Origin of the sequence: Pseudomonas sp. PSE1(2024) (assembly GCF_050990555.1) — a bacterium.
Taxonomy (GTDB): Bacteria; Pseudomonadota; Gammaproteobacteria; order Pseudomonadales; family Pseudomonadaceae; genus Aquipseudomonas; species Aquipseudomonas aphyarum.
Genome location: NZ_CP158967.1, coordinates 1,769,085 through 1,793,518, shown reverse-complemented (window position 1 = coordinate 1,793,518; position 24,434 = coordinate 1,769,085). Strand labels below are relative to the sequence as shown.

Here is a 24,434-nt window from a genome sequence, read left to right as displayed (position 1 = left end):
GCCTGCTGGCGATGGAATCGACGCGGAGTGTCTGCCAGACCTCAGCGCCTGAATCGCTAGCAGGCTAGCTCCCACAGGGTTCCGAGTTGCCCTTTCGAATAACAAGAATTCCGGGAGCCCGCCATGTCGGTCGATCCGCAACAACTGCTGCGCGAGCTGTTTGCCACAGCCATCGACGCGGCCCATCCGAACCAGGTCCTCGAAGCTCATCTGCCGGCTGATCGCACAGGTCGCGTGATCGTCATCGGCGCCGGCAAGGCTGCCGCTGCCATGGCGCAAGTGGTCGAGCGCTGCTGGGAAGGTGAAGTCTCGGGCCTTGTGGTGACCCGCTACGGTCACGGCGCCCCGTGCGAAAAAATCGAAGTGGTCGAAGCCGCGCACCCGGTGCCGGACGCTGCCGGTCTGGCCGTGGCCAAACGCGTGCTGGAACTGGTCAGCAACCTGACCGAAGACGACCGCGTGATTTTCCTGTTGTCCGGTGGTGGTTCTGCCCTGCTGGCGTTGCCGGCCGAAGGCATCACCTTGGCCGACAAGCAGTCGATCAACAAAGCCCTGCTCAAATCCGGCGCGACCATCGGCGAGATGAACTGTGTGCGCAAGCACCTCTCGGCGATCAAGGGCGGACGCCTGGGCAAGGCCTGCTGGCCAGCGACTGTTTATACCTACGCGATTTCCGATGTACCGGGCGACCTCGCCACAGTCATCGCCTCCGGTCCGACCGTGGCCGACCCGAGCACCAGCGCTGAAGCGCTGGCGATCATCAAACGTTACGGCATCGAGATTCCGGCCTCCGTGCGCACCTGGCTGCAAAGCCCGGAATCGGAAACCGTCAAACCCGGTGATCCGAGCCTGGTCCGCAGTCACTTCCAATTGATCGCCCGCCCTCAGCAATCGCTGGATGCCGCGGCAGTGAAATGCCGTCAGGCCGGTTTCAGCACGCTGATCCTCGGCGACCTGGAAGGCGAATCCCGCGAAGTGGCGAAAGTCCACGCCGGCATCGCGCGCCAGATCATCCATCACGGCCAGCCACTGGCGGCGCCGTGCGTGATTCTCTCCGGCGGCGAAACCACGGTGACCGTGCGCGGCAATGGCCGTGGCGGACGCAACGCCGAATTCCTCCTCAGCCTCACCGACAGCCTGAAGGGCCAGCCCGGCGTTTATGCGCTGGCCGGTGACACCGACGGCATCGACGGCTCGGAAGACAACGCCGGCGCAATCATGACCCCGGACAGCTACGCCCGCGCCGCCGCCCTGGGTCTGAGCGCCAGCGATGAGCTGGATAACAACAACGGCTATGGCTACTTCGAGGCGCTCGATGCGCTGATCGTCACCGAGCCGACTCGCACCAACGTCAACGACTTCCGCGCCATCCTGATCCTCGAGAGCTCTAAATCATGACGCCTGATAAAAAGGTCAAAATCCTCGCCACCCTCGGGCCTGCCGTCGACGGCATCGAAGACATCCGCGAGCTGGTCGAGGCCGGGGTCAATATCTTCCGCCTCAACTTCAGTCACGGCGATCACGCCGACCACGCCAAGCGCTATCAGTGGATCCGCGAAGTCGAGCGCCAGCTCAACTACCCGCTCGGGATCCTGATGGACCTGCAAGGGCCGAAACTGCGGGTCGGCAAGTTCGCTGACGGCAAGGTTCAGTTGCATCGCGGTCAGGCGTTCCGCCTCGATCTGGATGCAACACCGGGCGACGAACGCCGGGTAAACCTGCCGCATCCGGAGATCATCGCCGCGCTGGAAGCCGGAATGGATCTGCTGCTGGATGACGGCAAACTGCGTCTGCGGGTCGTCACCAAATACACCGACGCGATCGACACCACCGTGCTCAATGGCGGCGAACTGTCGGATCGCAAAGGCGTGAACGTGCCGCAAGCGGTACTCGACCTGAGCCCGCTGACCACCAAGGATCGCCGCGACCTGAGCTTCGGTCTGGAACTGGGTGTGGACTGGGTCGCGCTGTCGTTCGTGCAACGTCCGCAAGACATCATCGAGGCCCGCGAACTGATCGGCGACAAGGCGTTCCTGATGGCGAAGATCGAGAAGCCGTCGGCCGTGGAGCAACTGCGCGAGATCGCCGAACTGAGCGACGCGATCATGGTGGCTCGTGGCGACCTGGGCGTGGAAGTGCCGGCCGAGAGCGTGCCGCAGATCCAGAAAAACATCATCACTACCTGCCGCCAGCTCGGCAAACCGGTGGTGGTGGCGACGCAGATGCTCGAGTCGATGCGCTTCTCGCCTGCCCCGACCCGCGCCGAAGTCACCGACGTCGCCAACGCTGTGGCCGAAGGCGCCGACGCGGTGATGCTGTCGGCTGAAACCGCGTCCGGCGAGTACCCGCTGGAAGCCGTGCAGATGATGAGCAAGATCATCCGTCAGGTTGAAAACGGCCCGGACTATCAAACTCAGCTCGACGTCAGCCGCCCGAAAGCCGAAGCGACGGTGTCCGACGCGATCAGCTGCGCGATCCGCCGCATCAGCAACGTGCTGCCGGTGGCGGTGCTGGTCAATTACAGCGAGTCCGGTGCATCGAGTCTGCGTGCCGCGCGGGAGCGGCCGAAAGCGCCGATCCTCAACCTGACGCCGAACCTGCAGACCGCGCGCCGGTTGAGCGTGGCGTGGGGCATTCACTCGGTGGTCAATGATCGCCTGCGTCAAGTGGATGAGGTGTGCTCGACCGCGCTGGAAATCGCTCAGGCTCAAGGAATGGCCGAGCGTGGCGATACGTTGCTGATCACCGCGGGTGTGCCGTTCGGGCAGCCGGGATCGACTAATTCGCTGCGGATCGAAACATTGATTTAAGCAACACCTGTGTGGCGAGGGAGCGTGCTCCCGTCGCTCGGCATGACGGTTTCCACAAGAGACACCGCATTCACCGGGCACGAGCTCCCTCGCCACCGCTTCACGCAAGACCTTTTGATTTTCCTACTGCCCAGATTCTCCAGACATGCCTGCCAATCATTTCAACACCCACTGCCCTGACTGGGCCGAGGCTTTGCTCAACGGCTTCAGTCAAATCTTCCTCCAGCGTCATCCGCTGTGTGGACTCCTGTGCCTTCTGGCCATTTTATTCACCGCGCCGGTGTTGTTTGCCGGCGCGCTATTGGGCGCGGTCGCAGGTTTGCTCACTGCGCAACGGCGCAACTACGCCAAGGCTGATCGCCAGGCCGGACTGTTCAGCTACAACGGCGTGCTGGTCGGCCTGTTGCTGAGCCTGTATTTCCCCTGGTCGCCGATGCTGCCGCCTCTGATTCTGGCGGCCGGTGGTCTGAGCGCGATGATCACGCAGCAATGGCTCAAGCGCGCGCGCCTCATAGAATACCTGCCCGCCTACACCGCGCCGTTCGTGCTGCTGAGCTGGGTGTTCCTGTGTTTCGCCGAGCCTTCGACGCCGGCTCCGGCGCTTGAACTGAATACCGTGAACCTGCTCGGTGCCGCCCTGAAAGGCTTCGGTCAGGTGATGTTCCTCGACCATCCGTTGGCCGGTGGATTGATCGCCGCCGGTTTGCTGATTGCCGATCGCCGGGCCTTGGCCTGGGCGCTGCTGGCTTCGGCGATCGGTCTGGGTTCCAGCCTGTTGCACCACGACAGCCAGGTCGCGCTGTTGGGTCTTGGCGGCTACAACACCGTCCTCGCCGCCCTCGCCTTCAGTGCGCAGCGCCAGCAACCTTGGCTGCCGCTGTTCGGCATCGGCCTGGCGCTGCTGCTGACGCCGCTGTTCAGTGCCCTGGGTCTGGCGACCCTCACGGCACCGTTCATTCTTGCCTGCTGGCTGCTGCGTACCGGCATTCGCCTGATGCGCCAACCGGAGATCAACGTCGCGCCTTGCGCTAACGGGGAGAATCAACCTAGGCTGCGCTGATTGATGGCCAAGGCGATATGCATGAACGGCAACAACACATGGCGTGATCGCCTGTACGTGATCATTTTCCAGACCGATACGGTGGCCGGCCGCCGTTTCGACAAGACCCTGCTGCTGATCATTCTCGCCAGTCTGGTGATCGTGATCCTCGACAGCATCGATGAAGTCCACCAGAACTACGCCAATGTGCTGGCGTACATCGAATGGGGCTTCACGATCATCTTCCTCGGCGAGTACCTGCTGCGCCTGTACTGCTCGCCCAAGCCTTTGCGCTACGCCTTCAGTTTCTATGGGCTGGTGGACCTGCTGGCGATCGTGCCCGGCATCCTCGCGCTGTATTACAGCGACGCCCAATACCTGTTGATCATCCGGGTTATCCGGATGCTGCGGATCTTCCGTGTACTCAAACTCGGGCCGTACCTGAAACAGGCGCATTACCTGCTCGATGCCCTGCGCGGCAGCAAGCAGAAAATCCTCGTGTTCCTGCTCAGCGTCTGCACTCTGGTCACAGTGTTCGGCACCCTGATGTACGTGGTCGAAGGCCCGGAGCATGGCTTCACCAGCATTCCCAAAGGCATCTATTGGGCTATCGTGACGCTGACCACCGTGGGTTACGGCGACATCGTGCCGAGGACCGTACTGGGACAGGTGATTTCGTCGCTTGTGATGGTCACCGGTTATTCGATCATCGCCGTGCCGACCGGGATTTTCACCGCTGAACTGGCCACCGCCATGCGCGGCGGTCAGCTGCAACACGACTGCCCCGTGTGCAAGAAAAGCAGCCATGAACAGGAAGCGTCGTTCTGCTCCCGTTGCGGCAATGCGCTGTTCAAGAAAATGGAATAAGCAAAGTTCTTTTTAATCTTTAAACGACTATGCACGCCCCGCTATAGTCGCTGGCAAATGGCCTCATCTTTGTAAAAAAACACCCCCACAGAACAAGGAATGCGCAGTGAAAAAACTCTTTGGCGCCTCACTTCTCGCCGCTGGTCTTGCCTTCGGCAGCGTGGCTCAGGCCGCACCGACCCTGCTCAACGTTTCCTATGACGTGATGCGCGATTTCTACAAGGACTACAACGCTGCGTTCCAGAAACACTGGCAAGCCGAGCACAAGGAAGACATCACCGTACAGATGTCTTTCGGCGGTTCGAGCAAGCAAGCCCGTTCGGTCATCGACGGTCTGCCGGCTGACGTCATCACCATGAACATGGCCACCGACATCAACGCCCTGGCCGACAACGGTCAACTGGTGCCGAAAGACTGGGTCACCCGTCTGCCGAACAACAGCGCGCCGTTCACCTCGGCCACCGTGTTCATCGTGCGCAAGGGCAACCCGAAAGCCCTGAAAGACTGGCCGGACCTGCTCAAGGATGGCGTGCAAGTGATCGTGCCCAACCCGAAAACCTCGGGTAACGGCCGCTACACCTACCTGTCGGCCTGGGGTTACGTGCTGAAAAACGGCGGTGACGAGAACAAGGCGAAAGACTTCGTCGGCAAGCTGTTCAAACAGGCACCTGTGCTGGACACCGGTGGCCGCGCCGCCACCACCACGTTCATGACCAACCAGATCGGCGACGTGCTGGTGACCTTCGAAAACGAAGCCGAAATGATCGCCCGCGAGTTCGGCCGCGACCAGTTCGAAGTCATCTACCCAAGCGTCTCCGCCGAAGCCGAGCCGCCGGTGTCGGTGGTCGACAAAGTGGTCGAGAAGAAAGGCTCCCGCGCCGCTGCCGAGGAATACCTGAAGTTCCTGTGGTCGCCGCAAGGTCAGGAAATCGCGGCCGCCAACTACCTGCGCCCACGTGACCCGGCGGTACTGGCCAAGTACACCGACCGCTTCCCGAAAGTCGACTTCCTGTCGGTCGAGAAGACCTTCGGCGACTGGCGCACCGTGCAGAAGACCCACTTCAACGATGGCGGGATCTTCGACCAGATCTACTCCGGCCAGTAAGGCTTGAGCTGAAATGAAAAAGGCGACCTGCAGAGGTCGCCTTTTTTGTGTGCGGCTACATGGGCGGCTTGACGCCATCCTTGCCCGCCGAGATCGATTGCGCGGTCAGCGTGCCGTCCACGCTCTGGGTCACGAAGGTAACGATCTTCACCCCGACTTTGAGCAGGCTGCGATCGCCCGGGGTCAGGTTGACGATCGGCACGTCCTCCGGCACCAGGATCTTCTGCTGGCCGCCCTTGTAGTTGACGGTCAGCACCCGGCCGTTGCTCACCACCAAATCGCCGACGCTGCCGTTGGTCATGCTGCTGCCCTTGGTCAGGTCGAACGGCCGATGGCCGTCGCCGCTGCCGGCCAGCTCCGGCGGGAAGACATGAACCTCCAGCGCCTTGAGCGTGCCATCCTCCTGGGGAATGGCGGCCGAACCGATGTAGCTGCCGGGCTTGATGTCTTCGATATTGGCCAGGGTGACCGCGCGGACCTTGGTGTCCGGGGTCAATTGGATCACGACGTTTTCACCGCTGTTGACGTGAACCTTGAGCGAGTCGGCACTGACCCCGGTGATCTCGCCGCGCACACCCATGCGCATGCCGGGCGCTTCGGCGGCCTGCACAGCAGTGGCGCCGAGCAGACTGATCAGGGCAATCGTTGTGGTGTGGCGAAGCAACTGACGAAACATCGCAATCCTCCGTTGATGAACGCTGAAACCCGGTCACAACATAAGCACGCTATCGAACAAGATGTAAGTGAATGTATCATCGACGCTCAACGGTCGGACGCAAGGTTCGCCGATGAACAATGGATTGTTCGGCGCCACCTGTTCCGCAACGGAATAACTGATATCGATCAGAAGCCTCTACTGCCGGCTCGGCCCGTCCCTTAGCCTCACCGCATTCCTTTTCGCTGGATCGAGAAACCCTATGACCGCCACAACTCACGCAATGACCCGAGGCATGGTGCTGCTGTTCGCTTTCTGCTGCGGCGCCATCGTTGCCAACATCTACTACGCCCAGCCGATCATCGGCCTGATCGCGCCGGACATCGGCCTGAGCGACACCATGGCCAGCTTCATCGTGTCGCTGACCCAGATCGGCTATGCGCTGGGCCTGTTCTTCCTGGTGCCGCTGGCGGATCTGCTGGAAAACCGCCGCCTGATGATCATCACCACCGTGGTGGCGATTGCCAGCCTGCTCGGCGCGGCGTTTACCGATCAACCGAATGTATTCCTGCTGATTTCGTTGCTGGTGGGTTTCAGCTCGGTGTCGGTGCAGGTGCTGATCCCATTGGCGGCGCACCTTGCGCCGGAAGAATCCCGTGGACGGGTGGTCGGCGGGATCATGGGCGGTCTGCTGCTGGGGATTCTGCTGGCGCGTCCGGTGTCGAGCGTGGTCGCCGACCATCTCGGCTGGCGGGCGATGTTCATGATCGCGGCAGCCTTGATGGCGGCGATCAGCGTGGTATTGGCGCTGACCGTGCCCAAGCGCCAGCCGGATCACAGTGCCTCTTACGGCCAGTTGCTGGGTTCGTTGTGGACGCTGCTGCGCAAACAACCGGTGCTGCGTCAGCGAGCGTTTTACCAGGCCTGCATGTTCGCCACGTTCAGCCTGTTCTGGACCGCCGTGCCGCTGGAACTGGCGCGCAACCATGGCCTGTCCCAGAGTGAAATCGCAATCTTCGCCCTGGTCGGCGCCATCGGTGCCATCGCCGCGCCGATCAGCGGACGCCTGGCCGACGCCGGCCACACCCGCATCGCCTCGCTGCTGGCCATGCTGTTCGCCAGCCTGAGTTTCCTGCCCGCCTTCATCCACCCGGCCTACAGCGTGATCGGCCTGGCCGTGACCGGCGTGGTGCTCGACTTCTGCGTACAGATGAACATGGTGCTTGGCCAGCGCGCGGTCTACTCCCTCGACGCCAAAAGCCGCGGCCGCCTCAACGCGCTGTACATGACCAGCATCTTCGTCGGCGGCGCCTTCGGCTCCTCGGTGGCCAGTGCGGTGTACGAGCATGGCGGCTGGTTGTGGATCGTGATTGTTGGCAGCGCGTTCCCGCTGCTGGCGCTGGTGCGGTTTTTGAGTGCTTCGCAGAAGCCTGTTCTGGCAACGGCCTAGAATCTGAAAGCACTGTCGGATCACTGATCCGACAGTGCTCGAGGCTCAATGCCGGACCAGCTTTTCCATGGCGGCATCCGCCAGGAAAGAGGAACGGCTTTTGACGTTGTGCTCACGCACGTAGCGGTCGATCCGCTGGATGACATAGCCTGGCAACGTCACATTGACCTTTTCGGTCTTGCCCATGTACGGCGAGATGTCCAGCTCGAGCATGCCCCAACCCATGTCCGCGAACTCCGGGTTGTTGCGATGTGCAGCCGCAGAAGTCGGCATCGGAATCGAATCACCATCCGCCGCGATCTCCTGCAGCATGATGTGGGCAATCTCGACAGCCGCGTTGTAGGCATCCTCAAACGTATCCCCGGCCGTTATCGCGCCGGGAATATCGGGGATCTGAATCCCGATGGCTGTATTCTCGTCACCCCACTCGATGCAGATTGGGTATTGCATTGTGAAATTGCCTCGCCCATTAAAGTAACTCTAGAGATACCTTTAGTAGCCTGCGGAAGGTTGTGACACAACGTTGGTTGTTTTGCAGGATGTTTTGACCACCTGTCGGCGGTGTTTCCTATGGGTAGGCTGGCCAGTGTCAAGGCGCGGGCGTTCGTTGAATATGTGCAGGGTTGTTGGCGAAAAAACCATAAAACTCCATACTCGTTTCGTTTATTGCGATTTTTGCTTATTTCGAATAACGTTCCGGCATTCCTCATTTCCAAAACCGGACTCGCCATGTCGACCGTTGTTCATCCCTCCATCAGCCTCCCCGTAGAACGCGAAGTAAAAGCCGCCATTGAAGGGCAGCGTGCCCTGGCGGCTTACCTCGCGACCCATTTCGAGACTCAGCACATCCAGATTTTCGACGAGCAGAACGAAGCTCATCGCGTCGAACTGCCCACCTCGGCCCTGCGCTTGCTGATCGACATTCTGGCGGAACTGGCAGCCGGCAACGCGGTGCAGGTCGTACCGGTGCATGCCGAATTGACGACCCAGGAAGCCGCCGACCTCCTCAACGTCTCACGTCCACACCTCATAAAACTGCTGGAAAGCGGCGAGTTGTCCTACCACAAAACAGGCAAGCACCGACGTGTGCGTTTTGCCGATCTGATGGACTATAAGACCCGGCGCACCACCGCCAGCGAGCAGGCAATGGCGCTTCTCGCAGAGCAGGCTCAGGCGTTAAGGACAGGATACGAGTGAGGCATTCCTCTTTTACTGCTTTGTACGGATCTACTGCAACGACAAGGCCTGATTAAATCGGTCCAGGCACTCAGCAGTTATCACGCGATCCTTTAAAAACTCATCACCCCCAGACAGCAAAACGGCGATCCTGAGATCGCCGTTTTTCATTACTCCCCGAACTGCTTGCCCAGTCCCGCCGGTACGCCGTGGATGTTGGTTTCTTCCCACGGGCCGTTGGGGCTGATCGAGCGGCTCCAGCCGTTGTTCCAGCGGTAGTAGGTGCGCTGGCGGTAGAAGGTGTTGGTCTGGTCGTCGAGCACGTACACGCCCAGTTTCTGGTCCCAGTGGCTGTTGCCGCCCGGTGGCGGGGCGAAGCTGGCGGAGGTGCGCGGGACGGGTTTGGCGGGTTTGGCCGGGATGCCCGGTTTGCTCGGCGTCGGGGTGGTGGACGGGGTCGGGCTGGGTTGTGACGGCGGGATCGGCGGCAGCCGTGTGGTGGGCTCCGGTCGTTGCACCGCACATGCGCTCAAGCCCAGGGCCAGTGTGAGGACTGTGATTCGGGCGATGGCGTTCATGGCGGTGCTTTCCTGTTGGTTCCGGCTATTTGTCCGGGCTGTCGATGGTCAGTGTCTGCGGCGTGGTGGTGCTGCTGGCCAGAGGCCCGCTGCGACCGACCCACTCACCGGCGGTCGGTTGACCGGCACGGGAGATGCGCGCAACCAGTTGGACTTCGGGGAAGTTCGACAGTTTCAATTGCGGCATCATCGCGTCGGCATCGCCCAGTTCGACGGTCACCGGCAGATCGGCGACGGTCAGGCGCTTGGCTGCCAGCGGTGCCGGTGGGCCCGAGGTAGCGCGGGCAAAAATGAACACGCTGTCACCCGGTTGCACCTTGGCTTTGAGCTCGCTGGCCAGATCCACACGCACTTTCAACAACGCCGCCGCTTTCGCCGCCGGTGCCTGGGCGACCTTGCCGCCGCTGGCTTGCAGTTTCTCGGTGGCGCGGGTGATGCCGCCTTGCAGAGCCTCGCGGGATTTGTCCTGCGGCGGCAGTTGCGCCAGCAGACGGTTCCAGTAGTCGATGGCTTCCTGATAACGCTCGCCTTCAAACGCGGCGATGCCCAACAGGCCGAGGCTGGTGACTTCTTTCGGATCGGCTTTCAGCGCTTCATCGGTCAGGGCCTGAACCTTGTCCGACCATTTTTTGTTGTCGGCAAAGTACTGGGCCTGCGCCCACTGACCGAGCAGTTCCGGCTGACGACCGGCGAGATTGACCGCGCGTTCGAACATCTTCGCCGCGTCCGCCGGGCGATCCTGAGCCATGTAGGTACGACCGAGGAAATACACGCCTTCAGCCGAATCCGGTTGCGCAGCCACGGCGCGCTCCAGACGCTGAGTCATTTCTTCCATCGACTGTGGCGCCTGGGCGAATTCCCGGGTCAGTTCAACCTTGTCGCTCGCGCCAAAGTGCAGGTATAGACCGAGACCCAACACCGGCACCAGCACGGCTGCCAGCAGCGGCAACGGCTTGCCCAAACGCGAAACCCGCGCCGGCGCCACACCTTCAGTGTCGGCAAGCAACTCACGGGCTGCTTCGGCACGGCCGCTGTCCATTTGCGCAGCGTCGAGCACGCCTTCGGCCTGCTGCGATTGCAGTTCGGCGACGCGTTCCTGATACAGCGCGACGTTGAGAGCGGTTCGATCCTCTTCACGCTGGGCGCGACGCTCACGCAGGACGGGGATCAGCAGAAAACTCAGGGCGACCAGAAGCAACAGCCCTGCAGCAAGCCAGAAATCAATCATTCTTGGTTTTTATCCAACAGTTGGTCGAGGCGCTGACGTTCTTCAGGAGACAGCGTTTGCGGCGTCTCGGCGCGCTGCCCGCGACGGCGGCGGACGATCACCGCGATCACCACGAAGCCACCCAGCAACAGGCCGGCCGGGCCGAACCATAGCAAAGCGGTCTTGGCATTGAGCGCCGGTTTGTAGCGGACGAAATCACCGTAGCGGTCGACCATGAAGTCGATAATCTGCTGATTGTCCTTGCCCTCGCCGAGCATGCGGAAAATCTCTTTGCGCAGGTCGGCGGCAATCGGCGCGTTGGAGTCGGCAATGTCCTGGTTCTGGCACTTGGGGCAGCGCAGTTCCTTGGTCAGTTCGCGAAAACGTTCGCGATCGCCTTCTTTGGCGAACTCGTAAGTATCGATGGCGGCGTGGGCCACACCGGCCAGGCTCAAGCCCAGCACCATGGCAGCTAAAAAGCGCTTCATGGCTTGGCCTCGTCGACCAGCGCCTGATACTTGGCCGCCAGTTTTTCCCGCCAGACCTGCTCGTCGATCACCCCGACGTACTTGTCGCGGATGATGCCCTTGGCGTCGATGAAGAAGGTTTCCGGCGCACCGTAGACACCGAGGTTCAGGCCCAGCGAGCCTTCGTCGTCGCGGATGTCCAGTTGATACGGATTGTGGAACTCGGCCAGCCACTTCAACGCATCGGCGTTGGTGTCCTTGTAGTTGATCCCGTAGATCACCACCCCGCGCTCGGCGAGTTTGTTCAGCACCGGGTGCTCGACCCGGCAGGAAATGCACCAGGTGCCCCAGACGTTGACCAGTGCCGGTTTGCCGAGAATGTCGGCCTTGGTCAGGGTCTTGTCGCCCTGCACCGCCGGCAGCGAAAACTCCGGGAACGGCTTGTTGATCATCGCCGACGGCAGCTCCGCCGGATCCAGATACAGACCGCGATAAAGGAATACGGCCACCAGCAGGAAAATCGCCAATGGCACCAGCATCAACCAACGTCTCATGCAGCGGCTCCTTCCATGCCCAGCGCTTCACGCACGCGGGCTTTGACCTTGACCCGATAACGCCGATCCAGCGCCGCCAGCAGACCACCGAAACCGGTCAGCAGGCCGCCGAACCAGATCCAGCGCACGAACGGTTTCACATGCACCCGCACTGCCCAGGCGCCATCACCCAGCGGTTCACCCAAGGCGACGTAGAGGTCGCGGGTGAAACCGGCGTCGATCCCGGCCTCGGTCATCACCGAGTTCTGCACGGTGTACAGGCGCTTTTCCGGGTGCAGCACGCTGACTTCCTGACCGTTGCGGATCACCCGGACGGTGCCCTTGTCGGAGGTGAAGTTCGGGCCTTCGAAGTGCTTGGCACCCTCGAACACGAACTGATAACCGGCCAGATCCATCGACTCGCCCGGCGCCAGGCGCAGGTCACGTTCGGCACTGTTCTGGCTCGACAACACCACGCCCAGCGCGCAGACGGCGATGCCCAGATGCGCGATCTGCATGCCCCAGTAACTGCGGGTCAGGGTCGGCAGGCCTTTGATCAGGCCTTTGTGACGAGTCTTGTCGAAGATGTCGCGCACACCGGCCAGCAACACCCAGGCCGCGAGCAGGAATGTCGCGATCACCGCCCAGTTGAAATCGCCGTAAGCGACGCCGGCCACCACCGCCAGCGCAACACTGCCCAGCAGCACCGGAGTGAGCATGCTGGCCAGCCATTTCACCGGGGTGTCTTTCCAGCGCACGATCACACCGACCGCCATCACCAGCATCAACAGCGCCATCAACGGAATGAACAGCGCGTTGAAGTACGGCGGGCCGACCGACAGCTTGGCGCCGCTGATCGCATCAAGAATCAACGGATACAGGGTGCCGAGCAGGATCATCGACGCGGCCACCACCAGCACCAGGTTGTTGCCCAGCAGCAGGGTTTCCCGTGACCACAGGTTGAAGCCGACCTGGCTCTTGACCACTGGCGCACGCAGCGCGAACAGGGTCAGCGAACCACCGACGACAAACAGCAGGAAGATCAGGATAAACACGCCGCGCTCAGGATCCGAGGCAAACGCGTGCACCGAGGTCAGCACGCCGGAACGCACGAGGAAGGTGCCGAGCAGGCTCAGGGAGAACGCGGCAATTGCCAGCAACACCGTCCAGCTCTTGAACACGCCGCGTTTCTCGGTGACCGCCAGCGAGTGAATCAGCGCCGTGCCCACCAGCCATGGCATGAACGAGGCGTTTTCCACCGGGTCCCAGAACCACCAGCCGCCCCAGCCGAGTTCGTAGTAAGCCCACCACGAACCGAGGGTGATACCGATGCCGAGGAAGGCCCACGCGACGATGGTCCACGGACGCGACCAGCGTGCCCACGCCGCATCGAGACGACCGCCGAGCAGTGCGGCGATGGCGAACGCGAAGGCCACGGAGAAACCGACGTAGCCCATGTAGAGCATCGGCGGATGCACGATCAGACCGATGTCCTGCAGCAACGGATTGAGGTCACGACCGTCGGCCGGGATCTGCGGCAGGATCCGCGAAAACGGGTTCGAGGTGAGGATCAGGAACAACAGGAAACCGGTGCTGATCATGCCCATCACTGCCAGCACGCGAGCGAGCATCACTTGCGGCAACTGCCGCGAGAACACCGACACCGCGAAGGTCCAGCCGCCGAGGATCAACGCCCACAGCAGCAGCGACCCTTCGTGGGCGCCCCACACGGCGCTGAACTTGTAGTACCACGGCAGCGCGCTGTTGGAGTTCATCGCGACGTAAGCCACGGAGAAATCGTCGGTCATGAACGCATAGGTCAGGCAACCGAAGGCGAACAGCAGAAATGCGAACTGCCCCCACGCCGCCGGCTGCGCCAGGCCCATCCACAGACGGTCGCCGCGCCAGGCACCGAGCAACGGCACCACGGCCTGCACCAGCGCGAAACACAGCGCCAGAATCATGGCCAGATGGCCGAGCTCGGGAATGAAAATGCTGGATGTCATCGATCAACCCTCCTTCGCAGGGGTTGGTGCGGATTGGCCGCTGTCCTTCAGGGCTTTGGTCACTTCCGGCGGCATGTATTTCTCGTCGTGTTTGGCCAGTACTTCATCGGCGACCACCACGCCATCGGCGTTGAGCTTGCCGAGCGCGACGATGCCCTGCCCTTCGCGGAACAAGTCCGGCAGGATCCCGCGATAGGTGATGGTCACGGATTTGTTGAAGTCGGTGACCACGAATTTGACGTCCAGCGAATCCGTCGAGCGCTGCAGCGAGCCCTTCTCGACCATGCCGCCGGCGCGGATGCGGGTGTCCTGCGGCGCTTCGCCGTTGGCGATCTGGGTCGGGGTGTAAAACAGGTTGATGTTCTGCTGCAGGGCGCTCAAAGCCAGGCCGACGGCAGCGCCGACCCCGACCAGAATTGCCAGGATGATGATCAGACGCTTTTTACGCAGCGGATTCACTTGCCGTTCTCCCGGCGCAGACGACGCGCCTCTTGTTGCAGATAACGCTTGCGGGCCGCGATCGGCGCCACCACGTTGAGGATCAGTACCGCCAGACAGATGCCGTAGGCCGACCAGACATACAGGCCGTGATGGCCCATGGCGAGGAAGTCGCCGAATGACGCGAAACTCATCGAGCGGCCTCCAGGCTGTTCTGCACTTCTTCTTTCACCCAACTGGCGCGGGCTTCGCGCTTGAGCACTTCAAGGCGCATGCGCAGCAACAGCACGGCGCCGAAGAAACAGTAGAAACCCAGCACCGTCAGCAGCAGCGGCAGCCACATCTCGACGGGCATCGCCGGTTTTTCGGTGAGGGTGAAAGTCGCGCCCTGGTGCAGGGTGTTCCACCACTCCACCGAGTATTTGATGATCGGAATGTTGATCACACCGACGATGGCCAGCACCGCGCAGGCCTTGGCGGCGCTGTCGCGGTTGCTGATGGCGTTGCCCAGCGCGATCACGCCGAAATACAGGAACAGCAGAATCAGCATCGAGGTCAGCCGCGCGTCCCAAACCCACCACGAACCCCAGGTCGGCTTGCCCCAGATCGCCCCGGTGACCAGCGCCACGGCGGTCATCCACGCGCCGATCGGTGCGGCGCATTGCAGGGCGACGTCGGCCAGTTTCATCTTCCACACCAGCCCGACCACGCCGCACACCGCCAGCATCACGTAGATCGACTGAGCGAGCATCGCGGCGGGTACGTGGATATAGATGATGCGAAAGCTGTTGCCTTGCTGATAGTCCGGCGGCGCGAAGGCCAGGCCCCAGATGACGCCAACGGAGATCAGCAACAACGCTGCGATGCTCAACCACGGCAGCAACTTGCTGCTGATGCCGTAGAACCACTTGGGCGAGCCGAGCTTGTGAAACCAGGTCCAGTTCATACTGTTTCCATCACGGTGCCGCTCATCGGTGTGAGCAGTCTCAGGGTCTTTGCTGGTTAAATTTTAACCAGACCTCATTATTCGCCGACGCTGATCTTCAGGCCAGCAGCTATTGCAAAGGGTGTCAGGGTTATTGCCAGGGCGGTCAGGCTACCAAGCCACAACAGATAACCAATCGCCGGCATGCCCTGCAACGCCGCCTGCAAGGCGCCACTGCCCAGGATCAACACCGGGATGTACAACGGCAGAATCAGCAGCGCCAGCAACAGGCCACCGCGTTTCAGACCGACCGTCAGCGCCGCGCCCACCGCGCCGAGCAAGCTCAGCACCGGTGTTCCCAGCAGCAACGAAAGCAGCAATACCGGCAGACACGCAGCCGGCAACCCGAGCATCAGCGCCAGTAACGGCGAGAGCAAAACCAGTGCCAGCCCGGAAAAAAGCCAGTGTGCCAGCACCTTGGCCAATACCAGAAGTGGCAGGGGGTGCGGCGAAAGGACCCACTGTTCAAGGGAGCCATCTTCGAAATCACTGCGGAAAAGCCCGTCCAGCGAGAGCAGGACCGACAATAATGCCGCCACCCAGACTAACCCCGGGGACAAGTTTTGCAATACTTGAGTTTCCGGTCCGACGGCCAGCGGGAACAGCGCGATGACGATGGCGAAGAAAATCAGCGGATTGGCCAGCTCCGCCGGGCGGCGGAACAGCAGTCGGGATTCACGGGCAACCAGCAGGCCGAACACACTCATACCGCCCAATTCCCCAGATCGATGTCGCGATAACCGGCCGGCATACGGCTCAGCGTGTGGTGCGTGGTGAGCACCACCAGCCCTCCCCGTTCGCAATGCCCGGCCAGGTGTTCTTCAAGCTGTGCCACGCCCTGCTTGTCCAGCGCGGTGAACGGTTCGTCGAGAATCCACAACGGCGGGCTGTCCAGATACAACCGCGCCAGTGCCACGCGGCGCTGCTGGCCGGCGGACAGACTGTGGCAGGGAACATCCTCAAAACCGCGCAATCCAACCGCCGCCAGGGCCTGCCAGATCGCGTCGCGTTCGGCGGGTTGATGCAGGGCGCAGAGCCAGGCGAGGTTTTCTTCCGGCGTGAGCAGATCCTTGATCCCGGCGGCATGGCCGATCCACAGCAGGTTGCGCGCCAGCTCGCTGCGTTGCTCGCCCAGCGGCTTGCCGTTGAGCAGTACCTGACCGTCGGTCGGCTGCATCAGACCGGCCAGCAAACGCAGCAGGCTGGTCTTGCCGCTGCCGTTGGGGCCGCTGATCTGCACCATATCGCCACTGGCCAGTCTCAATTCGAGATTGTCGAAGAGCAGTCTGAGATCACGTTCACACGCGAGGGCAACGGTTTGCAGGACAGGACTGGTCAAGGGTTCACGGGCCTTATACGGTTCAAGTCGGCTCTGGCGCGGCCGTTAAAGAGTTGCAGCATAGATGCATTGACGGCTCGATCTAGAGAGCTGCGTCAAACAATTGCAATGTTTTCGCCACTCCTGGAACGACGGGCGGCATTATACATGTCGCCATCCTCTCTCCAGAGTGCATTTTCCTCAGGTTGTGTCCGCGTATGACAGGCGAAATGAACATCCTCCCGCTCCCGCCCACCACCCCGGCGACCGTTCGCCCGCAGGTGGGTGAGCTGCTGAAGTTGCTGACGCCGGTCGACGGGCTGATTGCCGCCGGCCAGAGTGCCAAGGCCGAGGTGTTGTCGCTCAAGCAGGCGGATCAGACCTTTCAGTTACTGCTCAAGGTGACGCTGGACAGCGGCCGTCAGACCACCGTGCAGGCGACCAGCAATCTGCCGCTGCCTCAAGGCACCAGCCTGGCGATCACCCAGCCGTCGGCGGGCAATCTGGCGATCACCGTGCAACAGGCCATCGCCAGCAGCGTCGCCACCCTCACCCGCATCGACACCGCGCAACTGCCGGTCGGCACGCTGCTGCAAGGCAAGGTGCTGACGGCTCAGGTCTTGCCGCAGGTACCGGGCCAACCGACGGTGTACCGCTCGATGGTCAGCCTGCTCAACACCGCACTGAGCGGCAGCACCCTGAGCATCGACAGCCCGCAACCGTTGCGTATCGGCACCTTGCTGTCGGCGCTGGTGCAGGACTCGCAGACCCTGAAGTTCCTGCCGCTGAGTAATCGCCAGGAACAACTGGCGGTCAGCCAGCAACTGGTCAGTCAGCAAAGCCGTCAGGGCTCGCTCGACGGCTTGCTGAAAATGCTCCAGAGCCTGCCCCCCGCCACCGATCAGACGTCCCAGGATTTGCGCGCCGCCGTGGACAAACTGCTCGCCAACCTGCCGGACGTGCAACAACTCAGCACTCCAAAAGGTCTGGCCCAGGCGCTGGCCAACAGCGGCGTGTTCCTCGAAACCAAACTGCTGACCGGGCAGACCCCGACGCTGGCCCCGGACATGAAAGCCGATCTGCTCAAGCTGATCGCCCAAATCACTCCCGGCCTGCCCGGCAACACCAACCTGAACGCAATTATCGCCGCCAACACGCTGGCCCAGGCATTGCCGAGCTTTGTGCGCAACGCCCTCGGCATGCTCGGTCAGGTCAGCGCGAAACCGGTGCCGAGCAGTTTCCCGCTGCCCGACCGGCTGCTGCAAAGTCTGGAAGGTGAAGGCGATCTGGAACATTTGCTGCGCCTCGCCGCAGCTGCCGTGTCGCGTCTGCAAAGTCATCAGCTGTCGAGTCTGGAACAGACCGGCGTGACCGACGACGGCCGCCTGCTCAGCACCTGGCAACTGGAAATCCCGATGCGCAATATGCAGGACATCGTGCCGTTGCAGGTCAAGTTCCAGCGCGAAGAAGCGCCGGAGAAACAGGAAGCGAACGAGCAGCGCCGCGATGAGCGCGAACCGAAACAACAACTGTGGCGCGTCGATCTGGCGTTCGACATGGAACCGCTGGGGCCGATGCAGATTCAGGCGCAATTGATCAGCGGCAGCCTGTCCAGCCAGTTGTGGGCCGAGCGGCCGTACACCGCGAGCCTGATCGAAAGCAACCTGACCGCACTGCGTCAGCGCCTGCTGGATTCCGGGCTGAACGTCGGCGACCTCGACTGCCACCTCGGCACCCCGCCGCAAGGCATCCAAACCCGCCTCGAACACCGCTGGGTCGACGAAACCGCATGAATGACACCACCGCTCCACGCCAGGCCATCGCCCTCAAATACGACGGCAGCCACGCCCCGACCCTCACCGCCAAGGGCGACGAAGAACTGGCCGAAGAAATCCTGCGGATCGCCCGCGACTGTGAAGTGCCGATCTACGAGAACGCCGAGCTGGTGAAGTTGCTGGCGCGGATGGAACTGGGCGACAGCATCCCCGAAGAGCTGTACCGCACGATCGCCGAGATCATCGCGTTCGCCTGGAACCTCAAGGGCAAGTTCCCGGCGGGACACAACCCGGATGCACCGATGGTCGAGAAGGACGTCACCGAACGCGGCGACGATTACTGAGGTTTTAAAGACCCCTTCGCGAGCAAGCCCGCTCCCACATTTGTCCGCGATCCTATTGAAGGAATGCAGTCAAATGTGGGAGCGGGCTTGCTCGCGAATAGGCCATCAGCCTCAACGCAAAAATCAGTTCTTGTGCAGCTTGCGCATCAACTCCGCCTCAGCCTGGGTCAACCCGCAGGACTGGGTCAGCTCATCGACGCTCGCGCCCATCCCCACCAGTTTCGCCGCCTGGGCGAATGACAGGCTGGAAGGATCGCGCTGTTCGAGCTGGGCGAGTTTGTCCGGGATCGGACCGACCACCGAGCGCAGCTCGTGCAGGGCTTCGCCCATGCGCACGTTGCCGTTTTGGTAATCGTCGACACGCTTGGCCAGGTCCTTGATGCGCTGATCACGCAGCGCATCGCCCTGAGCCTGTTGCGCAGCGATCACGCGCTGCGCCTTGATGTACGCCAGAAACATCGCCAGCGTGCCTGCCCAGAACAGGAACAGGACAATGACCGCTACCTCGAGAATCAATCAGATGTTCTCCAGTTCCGACCATTCTTCTTCGCTCATCATCTTGTCCAGCTCGACCAGGATCAGCAACTCGTTGTTCTTGTTGCACACGCCCTGGATGAACTTGGCCGACTCTTCGTTACCGACGTTCGGTGCGGTCTCGATTTCCGACTGACGCAGGTAAACCACTTCGGCCACGCTGTCGACCATGATGCCGACGACTTGCTTGTCGGCTTCGATGATGACGATACGGGTGTTGTCGCTGATCTCACCGCTCATCAGGCCGAAGCGCTGACGGGTATCGATCACGGTCACCACGTTGCCGCGCAGGTTGATGATGCCCAGCACGTAGCTTGGCGCACCCGGCACCGGAGCGATCTCGGTGTAGCGCAGGACTTCCTGAACGCGCATCACGTTGATGCCGTAGGTTTCGTTGTCCAGCTTGAAGGTCACCCATTGCAGGATCGGATCTTCGGAACCCTTTGCCGCCGTAGCCTTGTCGTTCATACCCTAGCCCCTCGAAATACCGCAATGGCGGTGTGTGTCTCGTGTGCCGGCGGTGAATGCCGGTACATGTCTGTTATGTAAGTGTTATGTCGGTTTGTGGTTCGGCTTACTGCCGGACATGTGCTTTGCCCCACCGCTGGCGATCAACTCGGCCAGTGCGGAGACATCGAGCAAGGCGCACATGTGTTCAATCACCGTGCCGGCGAGCCATGGCCGCTGACCCCGGTGACTTCTCCATTTGATTTCATTCGGGTCCAGGCGCAACGAGCGACTGACCTGATGCACCGCCAGGCCCCACTCGTAACCCTGCACCGAAATCACGTATTGCAGGCCCTGACGGAAATCATCGCGGTAGCGATCCGGCATGACCCAGCGTGCGGTGTCCAGCACCTTCAGGTTGCCGGCCTGACTTGGCAGGATTCCGAGGAACCATTCCGGCTGACCGAACAGCGGCGTCAGCTCGTGGCCGGCCAGCGAATAGATCGAGCCCAGGCACACCAGCGGCACAGCCAGGGTCAACCCGGCCACGTCGAACAGCAGGCATTCGAAGGCTTCCGAAGCCCAGGCCGGACGACCGTCGGTTTCCACCGGTGGTGGCGTGTTGCTGGGCGGCAGATGCACTTCGACCAGCGGCGCAACCAGGGTCGGCTCGACCGGGGCTGGTGCAGGCGCTTCAGGCTCGGGCTCTGGCGCCGCCGGAACCGAAGGCGTTTGCAGAAGTTGTGTTTGCAGCAGCGGTGCCAGGGTCGAGACCACGCGCACCGGCTCAGGCTCTTTGATAAACGTCGCAGGTGCCTTCGCTACCACAGCGGCAGGCGCTGCAACCGGGGCGACCGGCCGGGCGGCTTTTTGCGCATCCCGGGCCTGCTCTTCAAGCACGGCAGCCTGGAATTCATCGAGTGCCGCAGCGGTCTCGACCACCTCGACCGGAGCTGCAATTTCCTGCTCGACCTCGTCCGTCACTTCCTGCAGCAAGCCGTCCAGATAGGACTGCAGCGCCAGTTGCGGCTTCGACGTCAGCTTGATCGGCCGATTCATGCTCAAGCCACCTGCGGAACGAGTTGCTGCGCCAGCAGATGCTTGAGCAGCGCGCGGTAAGCCAGCACGCCACGGCTCTTGCCGTCGAATTGCGAAGGGGTGACACCGGCACGACTGGCGTCGCGCAGACGGGTATCGACCGGGATGTAACCCTGCCAGATCTCGTCGGGGAATTTATCGCGCAGCACGCGCAAGGTGCCCATCGACGCCTGAGTGCGGCGGTCGAACAGGGTCGGCACGATGCTGAACGGCAGCGCCTGTTTGCGCGAGCGGTTGATCATCGCGAGGGTGTTGACCATACGCTCCAGGCCTTTGACGGCCAGGTGCTCGGTCTGCACCGGGATCACCAGTTGTTGACTGGCTGCCAGGGCGTTGACCATCAGCACGCCGAGCAACGGCGGGCTGTCGATGATCGCGTAATCGAAGTCCTGCCACAGCTGCGCCAGACTCTTGGCGATCACCAGGCCCAGCCCACTCTGCCCCGGCGACTGGCGCTCAAGGGTGGCCAGCGCAGTGCTCGACGGCAACAGGGAAATGCGTTCATCGCTGGTCGACAGCAACAACTGGCCCGGCAGGCCTTGCGGCACGCTGCCCTTGTGCAGAAACAGGTCGTAGTTGCTGTGTTCCAGGCTGTCGGGGTCGTAACCGAAATAGCTGGTCATCGAGCCGTGCGGGTCGAGATCGACCACGACCACGCGCTTGCCCGCCTCTGCCAGCAAACCGGCTAAAGCGATGGAAGAAGTGGTTTTACCAACACCACCCTTTTGATTGGCGACTGCCCAGACTCTCATTCAGATCGTTCCTCCCGGCCGGGATACTCGGCCGAGACATGGTTCAGCGTATTAATGCGGGCGACGGAGAATTGACGGCACTCTCGCGTCCCGGCGTCTTGACCGGGGTCGGTGCAGTTTGTGTGCCAGCACGCTTCAACGCGGCATCCGGTTGCGCATGGGCGGTTCCGGTGCCGGTCAGGCTGCGGCGCACATCAAGATTGCGCGACACCACCAGCACCACACGACGGTTCTTCGCCCGGCCTTCGGCGGTGGCGTTGTTGGCCACCGGCTGGAATTCGCCGTAGCCCACCGACGCCAGGCGGCCAGGGTTTACGCCCTGCATCGCCAGCATGCGCACGATGCTCGCCGAACGCGCCGAGGACAGCTCCCAGTTGGTCGGATACTGCGCGGTGCGGATCGGTTGATCGTCGGTGAAGCCTTCGACGTGGATCGGGTTGTCGAACGGTTTGAGGATCGCCGCGACCTTGTCGATGATGTTGAACGCGATGTCGCTCGGCATCGCATCACCGCTGCCGAACAACAGGCTGGAGTTGAGTTCGATCTCGACCCACAGCTCGTTGCCGCGCACGGTCATCTGGTTCGAGGAGATCAGGTCGCCGAACGCGGCGCTGATGTCATCGGCGATGCTTTTCAGCGGATCGCTGGCCCCGGCGATGCCGGCGTCGACCTGTTCGGCGTCCTTGACCAGCGGCTTGGCCGGGGTCACGGTCTTCGGTCGTTCTTCACCGATCGGGATCGGCTTGAGCGCGCGGTCGGAGTCGGTGAAGACCCCGATCAGCGCTTCGGAAATGATCTTGTACTTGCCTTCGTTGATCGACGAGATGGAGTACATCACCACGAAAAAGGCAAAGAGCAAGGTGATGAAGTCGGCGTAGGAAACCAGCCAACGTTCATGGTTTACGTGCTCTTCATGCTGGCGACGACGTGCCATGAGGTTAGTCCCTTAATCCATGAAGCCCTGAAGCTTCAACTCGATGGAGCGTGGGTTTTCACCTTCAGCGATCGACAAGATCCCTTCCAACAACATTTCGCGATAACGCGACTGTCGCAACGCGATTGACTTCAGCTTGGCAGCCACTGGCAGCAACACCAGGTTGGCACTGGCCACACCGTAGATGGTGGCGACGAACGCGACCGCAATACCGTTGCCCAGTTGCGACGGATCGGCCAGGTTGCCCATCACGTGGATCAGACCCATCACCGCACCGATGATGCCGATGGTCGGTGCGTAGCCACCCATGCTTTCAAACACTTTGGCGGCCTCGATGTCGCGGGCTTCCTGAGTGTAGAAATCCACTTCGAGGATGCTGCGGATCGCTTCCGGCTCGGCGCCGTCGACCAGCAGTTGCAGGCCCTTGCGCGAGTAGGCATCAGGCTCGGCATCCGCCACGCCTTCCAGGCCCAGCAGGCCTTCCTTGCGGGCGGTGAGGCTCCAGTTGACCACGCGGTCGATGCCGCCGGCCAGGTCCACACGCGGCGGGAAAAAGATCCAGGCCAGAATCTGCATGGCGCGCTTGAACGCGCTCATCGGCGATTGCAACAGCGCGGCACCGACGGTGCCACCGAGCACGATCAGCGCCGCCGGGCCGTTGGCCAGCGCGCCGAGGTGACCCCCTTCCAGGTAGTTGCCGCCGATGATGGCGACGAACGCCATGATGATCCCGATAAGGCTTAGAACATCCATCAGACGCATGCCTCGACGATGTGCTTGCCGATATCGTCCAGGCTGTACACCGCGTCGGCGAGGTCAGCTTTGACGATGGCCATCGGCATGCCGTAGATCACGCAACTGGCTTCGTCCTGGGCCCAGACCGTGCTGCCGCCCTGCTTGAGCAGGCGTGCGCCTTCGCGGCCGTCGGCGCCCATGCCGGTCAGTACGACCGCCAGAACTTTGTCACTGTAGGATTTGGCTGCAGAACCGAAGGTGATGTCCACGCACGGCTTGTAGTTCAGACGCTCGTCGCCCGGCAGGATTTTCACCGCGCCACGGCCGTCGATCATCATCTGCTTGCCACCCGGTGCCAGCAGCGCCAGGCCCGGACGCAGGATGTCGCCATCCTCGGCTTCCTTGACGCTGATGCGGCACAGCTTGTCCAGACGTTCGGCGAAGGCCTTGGTGAAGGCCGCCGGCATGTGCTGGATCAGCACGATCGGTGCCGGGAAGTTGGCCGGCAACTGGGTCAGAACCCGTTGCAGCGCTACCGGGCCGCCGGTCGATGTACCAATCGCCACGAGCTTGTAGTTCTTGCGTTTCGGGGCCGGCGACGAAGCGCTGGCCGCTGGCGCGCGAGTCGGTGCAGGCGCAGGTGCCGGACGGGCCGGAGCGCTGTGGCTGCCAAAGCTCGACGGCGCTGCTGCCGGAGTCGGCGCAGGTGCAGGTGTAGCGGCAGGCGCCGGCGCACTGTAGGCACTGAAACGACGGTTACTGCGCGAGATGCTGTGAACCTTCTCGCACAGCAGTTGCTTGACCTTCTCCGGATTGCGGGAGATGTCTTCGAAATTCTTCGGCAGGAAATCCACCGCGCCGGCATCCAGCGCATCCAGGGTGACCCGGGCGCCTTCGTGCGTCAGCGAGGAGAACATCAACACCGGGGTCGGGCAGCGCTGCATGATGTGCCGCACGGCCGTGATGCCATCCATCATCGGCATCTCGTAGTCCATGGTGATCACGTCCGGCTTGAGGGCCAGGGCCTGATCGATCGCCTCTTTACCGTTGGTTGCCGTGCCGACAACCTGGATGCTCGGATCCGCTGAAAGAATTTCCGAGACGCGGCGGCGGAAAAAACCCGAATCGTCCACCACCAGGACTTTGACTGCCATAAACACTCCATTAGGTGCGGCGGGACG

General features: G+C 62.0%; 28 protein-coding genes. 9 read left to right on the top strand and 19 right to left on the bottom strand.

What is annotated here, in order from left to right; genetic code table 11:
• Positions 1–123 precede the first annotated feature (123 nt).
• From ABTV87_RS08120 to ABTV87_RS08100, 5 genes are all read left to right on the top strand, one after another.
• Positions 124–1,398, top strand: coding sequence for a glycerate kinase type-2 family protein (locus ABTV87_RS08120; protein WP_433899230.1), 1,275 nt, complete (start codon positions 124–126; stop codon positions 1,396–1,398).
• Positions 1,395–2,810 (top strand): pyruvate kinase, encoded by a 1,416-nt coding sequence (gene pyk, locus ABTV87_RS08115; RefSeq protein ID WP_127797320.1) that lies wholly within the window; start codon positions 1,395–1,397, stop codon positions 2,808–2,810. Before ABTV87_RS08120 ends, pyk begins: the two co-directional genes overlap by 4 nt.
• Before the next feature lie 145 nt (positions 2,811–2,955).
• The gene (locus ABTV87_RS08110) at positions 2,956–3,870 is read left to right on the top strand and encodes an urea transporter (protein WP_433899229.1); all 915 of its coding nucleotides are present in this window, start codon (positions 2,956–2,958) and stop codon (positions 3,868–3,870) included.
• A gap of 21 nt (positions 3,871–3,891) precedes the next feature.
• Positions 3,892–4,716: an ion transporter gene (locus ABTV87_RS08105; RefSeq protein WP_433899228.1), complete on the top strand. Its 825-nt coding sequence runs from the start codon at positions 3,892–3,894 to the stop codon at positions 4,714–4,716.
• A gap of 106 nt (positions 4,717–4,822) precedes the next feature.
• Entirely contained in the window at positions 4,823–5,821 is a 999-nt protein-coding gene (locus ABTV87_RS08100) for a sulfate ABC transporter substrate-binding protein (protein ID WP_221534212.1), read from the top strand.
• A gap of 55 nt (positions 5,822–5,876) precedes the next feature.
• Here ABTV87_RS08100 and ABTV87_RS08095 read toward each other — a convergent pair whose 3' ends face one another.
• Positions 5,877–6,497: a hypothetical protein gene (locus ABTV87_RS08095; RefSeq protein ID WP_433899227.1), complete on the bottom strand. Its 621-nt coding sequence runs from the start codon at positions 6,495–6,497 to the stop codon at positions 5,877–5,879.
• A 241-nt stretch (positions 6,498–6,738) separates the two neighbouring features.
• Here ABTV87_RS08095 and ABTV87_RS08090 point away from each other — a divergent pair, with 241 nt between their 5' ends.
• The gene (locus tag ABTV87_RS08090) at positions 6,739–7,926 is read left to right on the top strand and encodes an MFS transporter (protein WP_085611510.1); all 1,188 of its coding nucleotides are present in this window, start codon (positions 6,739–6,741) and stop codon (positions 7,924–7,926) included.
• 45 nt (positions 7,927–7,971) lie between these two features.
• Here the strand turns inward: ABTV87_RS08090 and ABTV87_RS08085 are convergent, their stop codons facing one another.
• The gene (locus ABTV87_RS08085; RefSeq protein WP_085605824.1) at positions 7,972–8,376 is read right to left on the bottom strand and encodes a type II toxin-antitoxin system HicB family antitoxin; all 405 of its coding nucleotides are present in this window, start codon (positions 8,374–8,376) and stop codon (positions 7,972–7,974) included.
• A 279-nt stretch (positions 8,377–8,655) separates the two neighbouring features.
• On the opposite strand from ABTV87_RS08085, the gene ABTV87_RS08080 reads away from it, so the two are divergent.
• Positions 8,656–9,123, top strand: a complete 468-nt coding sequence (locus tag ABTV87_RS08080) for a helix-turn-helix domain-containing protein (RefSeq protein ID WP_433899838.1) — start codon at positions 8,656–8,658, stop codon at positions 9,121–9,123.
• A 149-nt stretch (positions 9,124–9,272) separates the two neighbouring features.
• On the opposite strand, the gene ABTV87_RS08075 is transcribed toward ABTV87_RS08080, so the two are convergent.
• From ABTV87_RS08075 to ccmA, 10 genes are all read right to left on the bottom strand, one after another.
• The gene (locus ABTV87_RS08075) at positions 9,273–9,680 is read right to left on the bottom strand and encodes a hypothetical protein (RefSeq protein ID WP_085605822.1); all 408 of its coding nucleotides are present in this window, start codon (positions 9,678–9,680) and stop codon (positions 9,273–9,275) included.
• 25 nt (positions 9,681–9,705) lie between these two features.
• Entirely contained in the window at positions 9,706–10,908 is a 1,203-nt protein-coding gene (gene ccmI, locus ABTV87_RS08070) for a c-type cytochrome biogenesis protein CcmI (RefSeq protein ID WP_085605820.1), read from the bottom strand.
• Positions 10,905–11,375: a cytochrome c-type biogenesis protein gene (locus tag ABTV87_RS08065; protein ID WP_221534220.1), complete on the bottom strand. Its 471-nt coding sequence runs from the start codon at positions 11,373–11,375 to the stop codon at positions 10,905–10,907. Before ABTV87_RS08065 ends, ccmI begins: the two co-directional genes overlap by 4 nt.
• Positions 11,372–11,908, bottom strand: coding sequence for a DsbE family thiol:disulfide interchange protein (locus ABTV87_RS08060; protein WP_007959246.1), 537 nt, complete (start codon positions 11,906–11,908; stop codon positions 11,372–11,374). The genes ABTV87_RS08065 and ABTV87_RS08060 overlap by 4 nt, the downstream gene beginning before the upstream one ends.
• On the bottom strand, positions 11,905–13,893 hold the full coding sequence (locus ABTV87_RS08055) for a heme lyase CcmF/NrfE family subunit (protein ID WP_221534221.1): 1,989 nt from the start codon (positions 13,891–13,893) through the stop codon (positions 11,905–11,907). The genes ABTV87_RS08060 and ABTV87_RS08055 overlap by 4 nt, the downstream gene beginning before the upstream one ends.
• A gap of 3 nt (positions 13,894–13,896) precedes the next feature.
• Positions 13,897–14,352, bottom strand: coding sequence for a cytochrome c maturation protein CcmE (gene ccmE, locus ABTV87_RS08050; RefSeq protein ID WP_011333086.1), 456 nt, complete (start codon positions 14,350–14,352; stop codon positions 13,897–13,899).
• Positions 14,349–14,525, bottom strand: a complete 177-nt coding sequence (gene ccmD / locus ABTV87_RS08045; protein WP_003222944.1) for a heme exporter protein CcmD — start codon at positions 14,523–14,525, stop codon at positions 14,349–14,351. Before ccmD ends, ccmE begins: the two co-directional genes overlap by 4 nt.
• A complete protein-coding gene (locus ABTV87_RS08040; protein ID WP_007959237.1) occupies positions 14,522–15,277 on the bottom strand; it encodes a heme ABC transporter permease in 756 nt (251 codons plus the stop codon). Before ABTV87_RS08040 ends, ccmD begins: the two co-directional genes overlap by 4 nt.
• A 77-nt stretch (positions 15,278–15,354) precedes the next feature.
• Complete coding sequence (gene ccmB, locus ABTV87_RS08035; protein WP_007959235.1) at positions 15,355–16,023, bottom strand: heme exporter protein CcmB; 669 nt, start codon at positions 16,021–16,023, stop codon at positions 15,355–15,357.
• Complete coding sequence (gene ccmA, locus ABTV87_RS08030) at positions 16,020–16,655, bottom strand: cytochrome c biogenesis heme-transporting ATPase CcmA (RefSeq protein ID WP_007959232.1); 636 nt, start codon at positions 16,653–16,655, stop codon at positions 16,020–16,022. Before ccmA ends, ccmB begins: the two co-directional genes overlap by 4 nt.
• Positions 16,656–16,852: 197 nt before the next feature.
• Here ccmA and ABTV87_RS08025 point away from each other — a divergent pair, with 197 nt between their 5' ends.
• Positions 16,853–18,427, top strand: a complete 1,575-nt coding sequence (locus tag ABTV87_RS08025; protein ID WP_221534223.1) for a flagellar hook-length control protein FliK — start codon at positions 16,853–16,855, stop codon at positions 18,425–18,427.
• Positions 18,424–18,753, top strand: a complete 330-nt coding sequence (locus ABTV87_RS08020; protein ID WP_007959228.1) for an EscU/YscU/HrcU family type III secretion system export apparatus switch protein — start codon at positions 18,424–18,426, stop codon at positions 18,751–18,753. The genes ABTV87_RS08025 and ABTV87_RS08020 overlap by 4 nt, the downstream gene beginning before the upstream one ends.
• A 123-nt stretch (positions 18,754–18,876) precedes the next feature.
• On the opposite strand, the gene ABTV87_RS08015 is transcribed toward ABTV87_RS08020, so the two are convergent.
• From ABTV87_RS08015 to ABTV87_RS07985, 7 genes are all read right to left on the bottom strand, one after another.
• Positions 18,877–19,269 (bottom strand): DUF2802 domain-containing protein, encoded by a 393-nt coding sequence (locus tag ABTV87_RS08015; protein WP_085605812.1) that lies wholly within the window; start codon positions 19,267–19,269, stop codon positions 18,877–18,879.
• Entirely contained in the window at positions 19,270–19,755 is a 486-nt protein-coding gene (locus ABTV87_RS08010; RefSeq protein WP_007959223.1) for a chemotaxis protein CheW, read from the bottom strand.
• Between the two features lie 84 nt (positions 19,756–19,839).
• The gene (locus ABTV87_RS08005) at positions 19,840–20,793 is read right to left on the bottom strand and encodes a CheW domain-containing protein (RefSeq protein ID WP_433899226.1); all 954 of its coding nucleotides are present in this window, start codon (positions 20,791–20,793) and stop codon (positions 19,840–19,842) included.
• Between the two features lie 2 nt (positions 20,794–20,795).
• Entirely contained in the window at positions 20,796–21,584 is a 789-nt protein-coding gene (locus tag ABTV87_RS08000) for a ParA family protein (RefSeq protein WP_007959220.1), read from the bottom strand.
• Positions 21,585–21,627: 43 nt separating this feature from the next.
• Entirely contained in the window at positions 21,628–22,518 is an 891-nt protein-coding gene (gene motD / locus ABTV87_RS07995) for a flagellar motor protein MotD (RefSeq protein WP_011333075.1), read from the bottom strand.
• 12 nt (positions 22,519–22,530) lie between these two features.
• Positions 22,531–23,271 carry a flagellar motor protein gene (locus ABTV87_RS07990; RefSeq protein ID WP_007959217.1) on the bottom strand — a complete coding sequence of 247 codons (741 nt, stop codon included), beginning with the start codon at positions 23,269–23,271 and terminating at the stop codon, positions 22,531–22,533.
• Positions 23,271–24,407: a protein-glutamate methylesterase/protein-glutamine glutaminase gene (locus ABTV87_RS07985; protein ID WP_085747100.1), complete on the bottom strand. Its 1,137-nt coding sequence runs from the start codon at positions 24,405–24,407 to the stop codon at positions 23,271–23,273. The genes ABTV87_RS07990 and ABTV87_RS07985 overlap by 1 nt, the downstream gene beginning before the upstream one ends.
• Between the last annotated feature and the right edge of the window lie 27 nt (positions 24,408–24,434).

What these genes read in the sequence shown, in the direction of transcription:
- ABTV87_RS08000 (WP_007959220.1), bottom strand. Translation starts at nt 21,584, where the DNA reads ATGAGAGTCTGGGCAGTCGCCAATCAAAAGGGTGGTGTTGGTAAAACC.
- ccmB (WP_007959235.1), bottom strand. Translation starts at nt 16,023, where the DNA reads ATGAGTGTGTTCGGCCTGCTGGTTGCCCGTGAATCCCGACTGCTGTTC.
- ccmI (WP_085605820.1), bottom strand. Translation starts at nt 10,908, where the DNA reads ATGATTGATTTCTGGCTTGCTGCAGGGCTGTTGCTTCTGGTCGCCCTG.
- ABTV87_RS08005 (WP_433899226.1), bottom strand. Translation starts at nt 20,793, where the DNA reads ATGAATCGGCCGATCAAGCTGACGTCGAAGCCGCAACTGGCGCTGCAG.
- ABTV87_RS08025 (WP_221534223.1), top strand. Translation starts at nt 16,853, where the DNA reads ATGACAGGCGAAATGAACATCCTCCCGCTCCCGCCCACCACCCCGGCG.
- ABTV87_RS08010 (WP_007959223.1), bottom strand. Translation starts at nt 19,755, where the DNA reads ATGAACGACAAGGCTACGGCGGCAAAGGGTTCCGAAGATCCGATCCTG.
- ABTV87_RS08095 (WP_433899227.1), bottom strand. Translation starts at nt 6,497, where the DNA reads ATGTTTCGTCAGTTGCTTCGCCACACCACAACGATTGCCCTGATCAGT.
- ccmD (WP_003222944.1), bottom strand. Translation starts at nt 14,525, where the DNA reads ATGAGTTTCGCGTCATTCGGCGACTTCCTCGCCATGGGCCATCACGGC.
- ABTV87_RS08040 (WP_007959237.1), bottom strand. Translation starts at nt 15,277, where the DNA reads ATGAACTGGACCTGGTTTCACAAGCTCGGCTCGCCCAAGTGGTTCTAC.
- ABTV87_RS07985 (WP_085747100.1), bottom strand. Translation starts at nt 24,407, where the DNA reads ATGGCAGTCAAAGTCCTGGTGGTGGACGATTCGGGTTTTTTCCGCCGC.
- ABTV87_RS08075 (WP_085605822.1), bottom strand. Translation starts at nt 9,680, where the DNA reads ATGAACGCCATCGCCCGAATCACAGTCCTCACACTGGCCCTGGGCTTG.
- ABTV87_RS08120 (WP_433899230.1), top strand. Translation starts at nt 124, where the DNA reads ATGTCGGTCGATCCGCAACAACTGCTGCGCGAGCTGTTTGCCACAGCC.
- ABTV87_RS08110 (WP_433899229.1), top strand. Translation starts at nt 2,956, where the DNA reads ATGCCTGCCAATCATTTCAACACCCACTGCCCTGACTGGGCCGAGGCT.
- ABTV87_RS08085 (WP_085605824.1), bottom strand. Translation starts at nt 8,376, where the DNA reads ATGCAATACCCAATCTGCATCGAGTGGGGTGACGAGAATACAGCCATC.
- ABTV87_RS08060 (WP_007959246.1), bottom strand. Translation starts at nt 11,908, where the DNA reads ATGAGACGTTGGTTGATGCTGGTGCCATTGGCGATTTTCCTGCTGGTG.
- ABTV87_RS07990 (WP_007959217.1), bottom strand. Translation starts at nt 23,271, where the DNA reads ATGGATGTTCTAAGCCTTATCGGGATCATCATGGCGTTCGTCGCCATC.
- ABTV87_RS08065 (WP_221534220.1), bottom strand. Translation starts at nt 11,375, where the DNA reads ATGAAGCGCTTTTTAGCTGCCATGGTGCTGGGCTTGAGCCTGGCCGGT.
- motD (WP_011333075.1), bottom strand. Translation starts at nt 22,518, where the DNA reads ATGGCACGTCGTCGCCAGCATGAAGAGCACGTAAACCATGAACGTTGG.
- pyk (WP_127797320.1), top strand. Translation starts at nt 1,395, where the DNA reads ATGACGCCTGATAAAAAGGTCAAAATCCTCGCCACCCTCGGGCCTGCC.
- ABTV87_RS08055 (WP_221534221.1), bottom strand. Translation starts at nt 13,893, where the DNA reads ATGACATCCAGCATTTTCATTCCCGAGCTCGGCCATCTGGCCATGATT.
- ABTV87_RS08080 (WP_433899838.1), top strand. Translation starts at nt 8,656, where the DNA reads ATGTCGACCGTTGTTCATCCCTCCATCAGCCTCCCCGTAGAACGCGAA.
- ABTV87_RS08090 (WP_085611510.1), top strand. Translation starts at nt 6,739, where the DNA reads ATGACCGCCACAACTCACGCAATGACCCGAGGCATGGTGCTGCTGTTC.
- ABTV87_RS08020 (WP_007959228.1), top strand. Translation starts at nt 18,424, where the DNA reads ATGAATGACACCACCGCTCCACGCCAGGCCATCGCCCTCAAATACGAC.
- ABTV87_RS08105 (WP_433899228.1), top strand. Translation starts at nt 3,892, where the DNA reads ATGAACGGCAACAACACATGGCGTGATCGCCTGTACGTGATCATTTTC.